This is a genomic window from Candidatus Binataceae bacterium, assembly GCA_035508495.1.
Lineage (GTDB): Bacteria > Desulfobacterota > Binatia > Binatales > Binataceae > JASHPB01.
Map to the genome: position 1 here is coordinate 22981 of DATJMX010000067.1, position 6528 is coordinate 29508.

At 61.1% G+C, this 6528-nt stretch carries 7 protein-coding genes; 4 read left to right on the top strand and 3 right to left on the bottom strand.

The genetic code is table 11. From position 1 onward, the window contains the following. The first annotated feature begins 9 nt into the window (after positions 1–9). A complete protein-coding gene (locus VMA09_19895; protein ID HUA35883.1) occupies positions 10–690 on the top strand; it encodes a TIGR04283 family arsenosugar biosynthesis glycosyltransferase in 681 nt (226 codons plus the stop codon). A 60-nt stretch (positions 691–750) separates the two neighbouring features. Continuing rightward, positions 751–1020, top strand: a complete 270-nt coding sequence (grxC, locus tag VMA09_19900) for a glutaredoxin 3 (protein HUA35884.1) — start codon at positions 751–753, stop codon at positions 1018–1020. A gap of 104 nt (positions 1021–1124) precedes the next feature. Here grxC and VMA09_19905 read toward each other — a convergent pair whose 3' ends face one another. After that, entirely contained in the window at positions 1125–1568 is a 444-nt protein-coding gene (locus tag VMA09_19905; protein ID HUA35885.1) for a hypothetical protein, read from the bottom strand. A gap of 121 nt (positions 1569–1689) precedes the next feature. Between VMA09_19905 and VMA09_19910 the strand changes: the two genes are divergently transcribed. Both VMA09_19910 and VMA09_19915 read left to right on the top strand, forming a co-directional pair. Further along, a complete protein-coding gene (locus tag VMA09_19910; protein ID HUA35886.1) occupies positions 1690–2571 on the top strand; it encodes a hypothetical protein in 882 nt (293 codons plus the stop codon). A 68-nt stretch (positions 2572–2639) separates the two neighbouring features. Further along, the gene (locus tag VMA09_19915) at positions 2640–2909 is read left to right on the top strand and encodes a hypothetical protein (GenBank protein ID HUA35887.1); all 270 of its coding nucleotides are present in this window, start codon (positions 2640–2642) and stop codon (positions 2907–2909) included. A 68-nt stretch (positions 2910–2977) separates the two neighbouring features. On the opposite strand, the gene VMA09_19920 is transcribed toward VMA09_19915, so the two are convergent. Together VMA09_19920 and glpK are read right to left on the bottom strand one after the other, a co-directional pair. Further along, complete coding sequence (locus tag VMA09_19920; protein HUA35888.1) at positions 2978–3610, bottom strand: GNAT family N-acetyltransferase; 633 nt, start codon at positions 3608–3610, stop codon at positions 2978–2980. Positions 3611–3620: 10 nt separating this feature from the next. Next, entirely contained in the window at positions 3621–5123 is a 1503-nt protein-coding gene (gene glpK, locus VMA09_19925) for a glycerol kinase GlpK (GenBank protein ID HUA35889.1), read from the bottom strand. Between the last annotated feature and the right edge of the window lie 1405 nt (positions 5124–6528).

Genomic DNA, 6528 nt, shown 5'->3' on the forward strand with positions numbered 1-6528 from the left:
GTGCGCTGCGTGGCGCTGTCGGTCATCGTTCCGATCCTGAACGAGGAGCGCGCGATCGTTACAACGCTCGGCGCGATCAGGCGCGGCGCTGCTGATGCCGAGGTGATCGTCGTTGACGGTGGCAGCTCGGATCGTAGCGTCGAAGCCGCAAGGCCGCTCGCCGATCGAGTAATCGACGGTCCGCGTGGACGCGCGCGGCAGATGAATGCGGGAGCTGCGATCGCGATCGGCGATGCGTTCGCGTTCGTACACGCCGACTCTATCGTGCCGCCTGATTTCGCATCCGCGATCAAGGATGCACTCACCGATCCAAAAGTCGTCGGCGGCAGATTCGACGTCCGCCTCGATGATCCCCGCCTCCCCTACCGGCTTATTGGGGCGTTGATCAGCCTGCGCTCGCGCATCAGCCGCACCGGCACCGGCGACCAGGCGATCTTCGTCCGGCGCGAGGTTTTCGAGCAGCTCGGCGGCTTTCCGAATATCGAGCTGTGTGAGGATCTCGATTTCGCGCGCAAGCTGAAACGCGCCGGTCGCGTCGCATGCCTGCGTTCGCTCGTGACGACATCGGCACGGCGCTGGCACAACGAGGGCCTCATCCGCACCATCCTGCGAATGTGGACGATTCGACTCCTCTATCTATCAGGCGTATCGCCCGCGCGCTTAAAACGGATGTACTCGGACACCCGCTGATAGCTAGTGCATCGAAGGATCGGAACGATTAGATTGGAAATCAGGAAGGAGGACGATTCTGTGGCGAAGGTCGAGGTCTACACCACCAGCTATTGCCCCTACTGCGTACGCGCCAAGTCCCTGCTTTCGCGCAAGGGTATCACTTACGAAGAAATCGACGTGACCGATGACGAGGAGTTGCGTGCCAAGATGATTGAGATGTCCGGCGGACGGCGCACTGTGCCGGAGATTTTCATCAACGGCAAGATCATCGGCGGCTACGACGATCTAAAAGCTCTCGAAGACGCCGGCAAGCTCGACGGTCTCCTGGCGGAATCGGCACCCGCCTGACGGCCCCGGTCCCGATTCGTCATCAAAAAGTTAAGCGGACACTCCCGGGATCGCGATCCCGAAAGTGTCCGCTTTTAATCAGATATGAGGTGAAGCGGTCGCGGCTATTGCCCGTTGGGCGAGACCACGAGGCCTTCGTTCATCTTGTGCAGAGCTTCGCGATCCTGCGACGAGTCGTATTGAATCGCCTCGCCCTTGACCGTAATTGTTGAGCCGTCTGCCGAGACGTCCTGGTTGACCTTCACGACCGCGTCGATCGAATCAGGCCACTTCTCCAGCGCCATTTTCTTCAGCTTCTCTGTGATCTCGCTCTCTTCGATAGCATCGGGCGAGAACGGCTCGGTGTACGAGAGATCGCCGAGCTTATGGTACGGCTTGCCTGAAGGCGGCGATTCCGTGGTCACCCATACGTGCGCGGTGTCGACGCGCTGCACGAATTGCTGCTGCTTGGCTTCCTGGGCCTGGCGCGCCGCTTCCACAGCGCCGCAACCGGCGAGGCCGACTGCAAGGCCAATTGCGACTAACGGTAGAAATTTAGATGGACGCATTTTTCTCCTGTCCCCGAGATCTCGATTATAGTCCACATCAGCAAGTTGTCCATTCCCCAATGGATCCGCCCCTGGTTCGCCAATCTTATTTCACTCAATCGCGCCCGAGGGCAAGGGCGCGATGCGGCGGGGTTGGTTTCCGCGGCAAATCGCCTATGATGCGCCGGTGACCAGGTTCGCTGTCTGTTTTTTAATCGTCTTTGGAGAACTGGCTTTCGGCGGGATGTTCGCGCTGGCGATTCCACCGTTCTTCCAGATCGAGCGCGGCTTCTACAAATCGAGCGCGTCGGTATTCTTGTCCGCCGGCCTGCTGACTGCGGCCGGCCTTGTGTTGTTGGCGGTGCGCGCCGGGCCGGTCTCGGTCCCAGGCAGGATGACGCTCTGGATTCTCGCGGCGATGTGGCTCGCCTTCTGCGCGGTTGGCGGCGTCTATCTGCGTACGATGTGGAATGATGATTCGCAGATGCGCGCACGCGCCTATCCGCTGACTCTTGCGATGGGCCTCGCGGCGGTTGTTGCCAACGTCGTCGTGCTTGCGCCGCCCGCGCTTGGCCTTGCCGGTGCGGTCGCCTATGCGCTCACCGCGATCCTGTCGTCGTTGGTGCTGGGTCTGGTGACGGGCGCGATGCTCTTCGGGCACTGGTATCTGATCGATCTGCAGATGCCGGTGGATTACCTGCGCACCTTTGTTCGCGTACTTTCGATCGTGATCGTTCTCGATATCATCGCGATGCTACTGGCGGCCGTCCTGATCGGACTAGGCGGCGGAAGCGCCGGCGGCGCGGCGATCGCAAGCCTGCTCGGAACGCATCTGGAGTTGCTTATCGTGCGCGTCCTGCTCGGACCGGCGGCGCTGATAACCCTCACCTGGATGTGCTGGCAGACGCTCAAGATCCCGCAGACGATGGCGGCGACGGGGTTGCTCTACATCGCGATGATGGCGGCGATCGTGGGCGAGATGCTGGGCCGCTTCGTGCTCTTCCGTACCGCAATCCCGCTCTGAGAGCCGCCGCAAGCGATCGCGGCTCGGCCCCGCTTTTCCCGGCCTCCCGCAGATGCTACTCGATCAGCGTGGCCGACGAGTTCGACAGTGAGCGCTTTCCGGGCAACTTCTACCAGGGCATGATCCTGAAGCTCGATCGCGCGCGTGGCCGCGGCGTCGTCAGATCGCACAGCGGACGCGACGTCCCTTTCGAGTTTCCATTCGTGAGCGTGGTAGGCGCGGGAATCGGCGGTGACAAGCCGGGTATCGAGATGCTGCGCGAAGGCGACGTAGTCGGCTTCGACGTGGGCTGGACCTCAAAGGGCCTGCGCGTCACATCGATCCGCCCGCGCTCGTGAAATCCCTCAACGCGTGAGGTTCAGAGTTTCAGCACCTGGAAAGGCACGCGGCGTTGCGTAAAGAGGCGTTACTTGCGCTGGAACATGCGCCACATCTTGACGCCTAGCGGATAGATCTCGCCGAGGATTTCGTAGCCTTTGCTGCTGTAGTAGCCGACGTTCGCTTCGGTTGCGGTCTCCAGGTACACGCCTTCCACGTCGGGCCTTGCGATGGCTTCCATCCGAAGATGATCGAGCAGGGCCGCGCCCAGATGGCGTTTCTGATACGCCGGATCGACGCCCAGCACCTGCAAATACAGATGCGGCTGCTTCGGATGCGCGTTGGTCAGGACGCTGACCAGGCTCAGCGATCGATAAATACCGCCGACGCCGATACCCCGCAGCAGGGCCGGCATCGCGCCGATGCCCGATGTGATCATGTTCGGGACGCTCGGGATATGCCGGCCTTCGGTTATCGCTGCCGCGACGACACGGCCATCAACGAATACGCCGAAGGTCGGCTGTCCGGTGTGCCTTTCGATCATCAGGAGTGCACGGAACATTTCCGTGAGACATCGCACGCGCTCGACCGGATCGTTCACATCGGGAATCAGCGGTCGGAAGGTCGGATCGTTGATGAAGGCGCGGCCGAGCGCGACCGCGGCTTCCTCGTGGTGCTCGGGGAAGAGCATGCTGACGAAGGGTTTGCCGTTTTCAGCCATCAGAAGATTGTTAACTCTGCGGCGGCGCTTGTCGAGTCGTCAGGACGCGTGCGACCGCCGCGCGCCATCCGGCGACGAGCCGATTGCGCTCTTCAGATTTCATTTTCGGCTTAAAGATGTCTGCGCCCTTGATAATTCCGTCGAGCTGGGCGGGCGTCTTCCATAAGCCACCCGCGAGCCCGGCCAGCATCGCAGCGCCCATCGCCGTCGTCTCGAGAATCTTCGGCCGCCGCACAGTCTTACCAAGGACATCAGCCTGGAACTGCATCAAGTACGGATTCGCCGTCGCGCCGCCATCGACGCGCAGCTCTTTCATCGGATGGCCGACGTCGGATTCCATCGCCACGATCACATCGCGAACCTGGTAGGCGATACTGTCGAGGGTCGCGCGCACGATATCGGCGCCGACGGTGCCGCGCGTGATTCCGACGATCGCGCCCCTCGCATTGGGATCCCAATACGGCGCGCCAAGTCCCACGAACGCCGGCACGACGTAAGTGTTCGAGTCGTCCTTGCTCGCGCGCGCCATCGCCAGGCTGTCCGCCGCCGTACGAATTATCTTGAGGCCGTCGCGCAGCCATTGCACCGCTGCGCCCGCAACGAACACCGAGCCTTCGAGCGCATACGCGGGCTCGCCTTCGGGACCCAGCGCCGCCGTCGTCAAAAGCCGATTCTGCGACAGCACCATCCGCTCGCCCGTGTTGATGAGGAGGAACGCGCCGGTTCCGTACGTCGATTTCGAATCGCCCGGATTGACCGCGCGTTGACCGTACATCGCCGATTGTTGATCGCCGATCAGCGCCGCGATTGGAACTGCGCGCGGCGTGATTATTCCCGGCGCCGCCTCGGCCATCGGCCCGCGCGAGCTGACGAGCCCCGGCAACATCTCGTGCGGCACTTCGAGGACGCGCAGCATCTCGGCGTCCCATCCGCGCCGCTCGAGGTTGAACATCATGGTCCGTGACGCGTTGGTATAATCGGTGATGAAGGCCGTGCCATGCGACAGTTTGTAGGTCAGCCACGAATCGATGGTGCCGAAGTAAAGGTCGCCGCGCGCCCCGCGCATCCGCCATTTCGGATGCCGATCGAGCAGCCACTTGAGCTTGGTGCCCGAAAAGTAAGGATCGAGCAGGAGGCCCGTGCGGCGCGAGACTTCCTCTTCGAATTCGGCGAGGCCCTTGCAGACATCGGCGCTTCGGCGGCATTGCCATACGATCGCGCGATGAACGGGGCGGCCGGTGCGCCGTTCCCATACGACGAAGGTCTCGCGCTGGTTAGTGATGCCGATCGCACGCAGATCGCCGGCGCCAACGCGAGCCGCGCGCAGTGCTTTCTTCGACAGCGTGACGACCGAACGAAAGATTTCCTCGGGATCGTGCTCGACCCATCCGGGCTTCGGATAGAACTGCCGAATCTCAGCGTAAGCGCGCGAGCGTATCCTGCCGCGCTCATCGACCACGAACACCGTCGTGCCAGTGGTTCCCTGGTCGATAGCGAGCACGAAGTCAGCCATCAGTCGATCCTCCGAACGATTCGATGCACCAAAGGCGGCGAGCCCTGCGAATCCTAATGGTGCGCGACAGAAGCCTCAACTGTCCGCACGGTCGACGAATGGAAAAACTAAATTAACCCAGTAGTCAACGAGCGCTTTTTCGCTCGTACATTCGGCGAAGCCGTAAAGGCGCCCTTGTGACCCACGTTAAGAGGTTACGCACCGCTACGAATCCCCGAAAACAAAAGGCTTTTTCGATTCGAGGTTACGCTCGATCGCGCTCGCAGATACCGAAGTCGATGGTCGGTGATATTCGGTGAACAGATGACGGGTGCAATAAGCTCCTGCTTGCTACGCCGCCGGCACGCCGTTCGCGGAACTGACGTGAAGAGACGGATCGGTATCGTCGTCCGCAGGGCAGAAACGGCGATACGCAGTGCTCGGATTCATCGGAGGGCCTCGCCAAGCGTTCGACGATAGTCGTGCTGAGGGCGCGCTTTCCCCGGTTGCCCGCTAGTCGCCAGACCGACCGGTAGGCCTCTATTCCATCGAATCGAAAATTTACAAAATCGCTACGAACCCTTCTGTTGTGTCTCGCTGTAGCAGTTCCCTTGGTAGCAAATGCCGCCCGAACCGCACGCGACTCCGCACGAACCGCAATTGTTCGGATCGTTCTGCACATTGGTACAGGTTCCTGAACAAAGGCCAAGACCCGCCCCGCAACCAGTGGAAGAGCCGCCGGGTAAGCCCGTGCAAGAGCAATCTTTTGCCACCGTGCCTTTTGCCGCCGTGACCGAAGGAGGCGCGGTTGTCGAAGGACCCTCGCACGCCAGCGTCGGGCAGACGGCCGTGATGGCGGGACATTGGTTCGCAGACGCCACGCTCGGGTCAATGAAAACGCAGCCCTGAAGCGTCGCGCCATTGACCGACGCACAGCAGAGCGCCGTGTCTTGTCCCGCGGCGCGTGCGACGCCGTGCGCCAGAGTGAGCAGAACACAAAGAGCCGCGACGATGCCAATCCACTGCCGGAAGCGAATCATTTGACTCCTCCTTCCGAAATCGCGCCCGATAGTCAGCGAGCAGATGCGGGATTGGAAAACTATTACACAAACCCCAGTTAAAAGCTAATTGTACAAATCTAACATCTGATTGTAGAAGGCATTCATGTATTTACCGGAGGCGCGATTATCGGGCTGGAGACCGATAAGCGCCGACGTGATGCCCACCGCACCGCTCCGCTATCCGCGCGTTGACGAACGGGAAAACTTAATTAACGCATTAGGTAACGAGCGCTGCTTGCCTCGTACATTCGGCGAAGCCATTATAGGCGCGCTTGGCGGGCGGGCCCCTTGATGGAGCCGTGCATGACTGAACTGGTTGAAAAAAAAGATGACCTGATTGGCTACTTTCAGAGCGGCGCGAAGCC

Coding starts and splice junctions, on each gene's coding strand:
- VMA09_19905 (HUA35885.1), bottom strand. CDS start 1,568: ATGCGTCCATCTAAATTTCTACCGTTAGTCGCAATTGGCCTTGCAGTC.
- VMA09_19910 (HUA35886.1), top strand. CDS start 1,690: ATGCGGCGGGGTTGGTTTCCGCGGCAAATCGCCTATGATGCGCCGGTG.
- VMA09_19920 (HUA35888.1), bottom strand. CDS start 3,610: ATGGCTGAAAACGGCAAACCCTTCGTCAGCATGCTCTTCCCCGAGCAC.
- glpK (HUA35889.1), bottom strand. CDS start 5,123: ATGGCTGACTTCGTGCTCGCTATCGACCAGGGAACCACTGGCACGACG.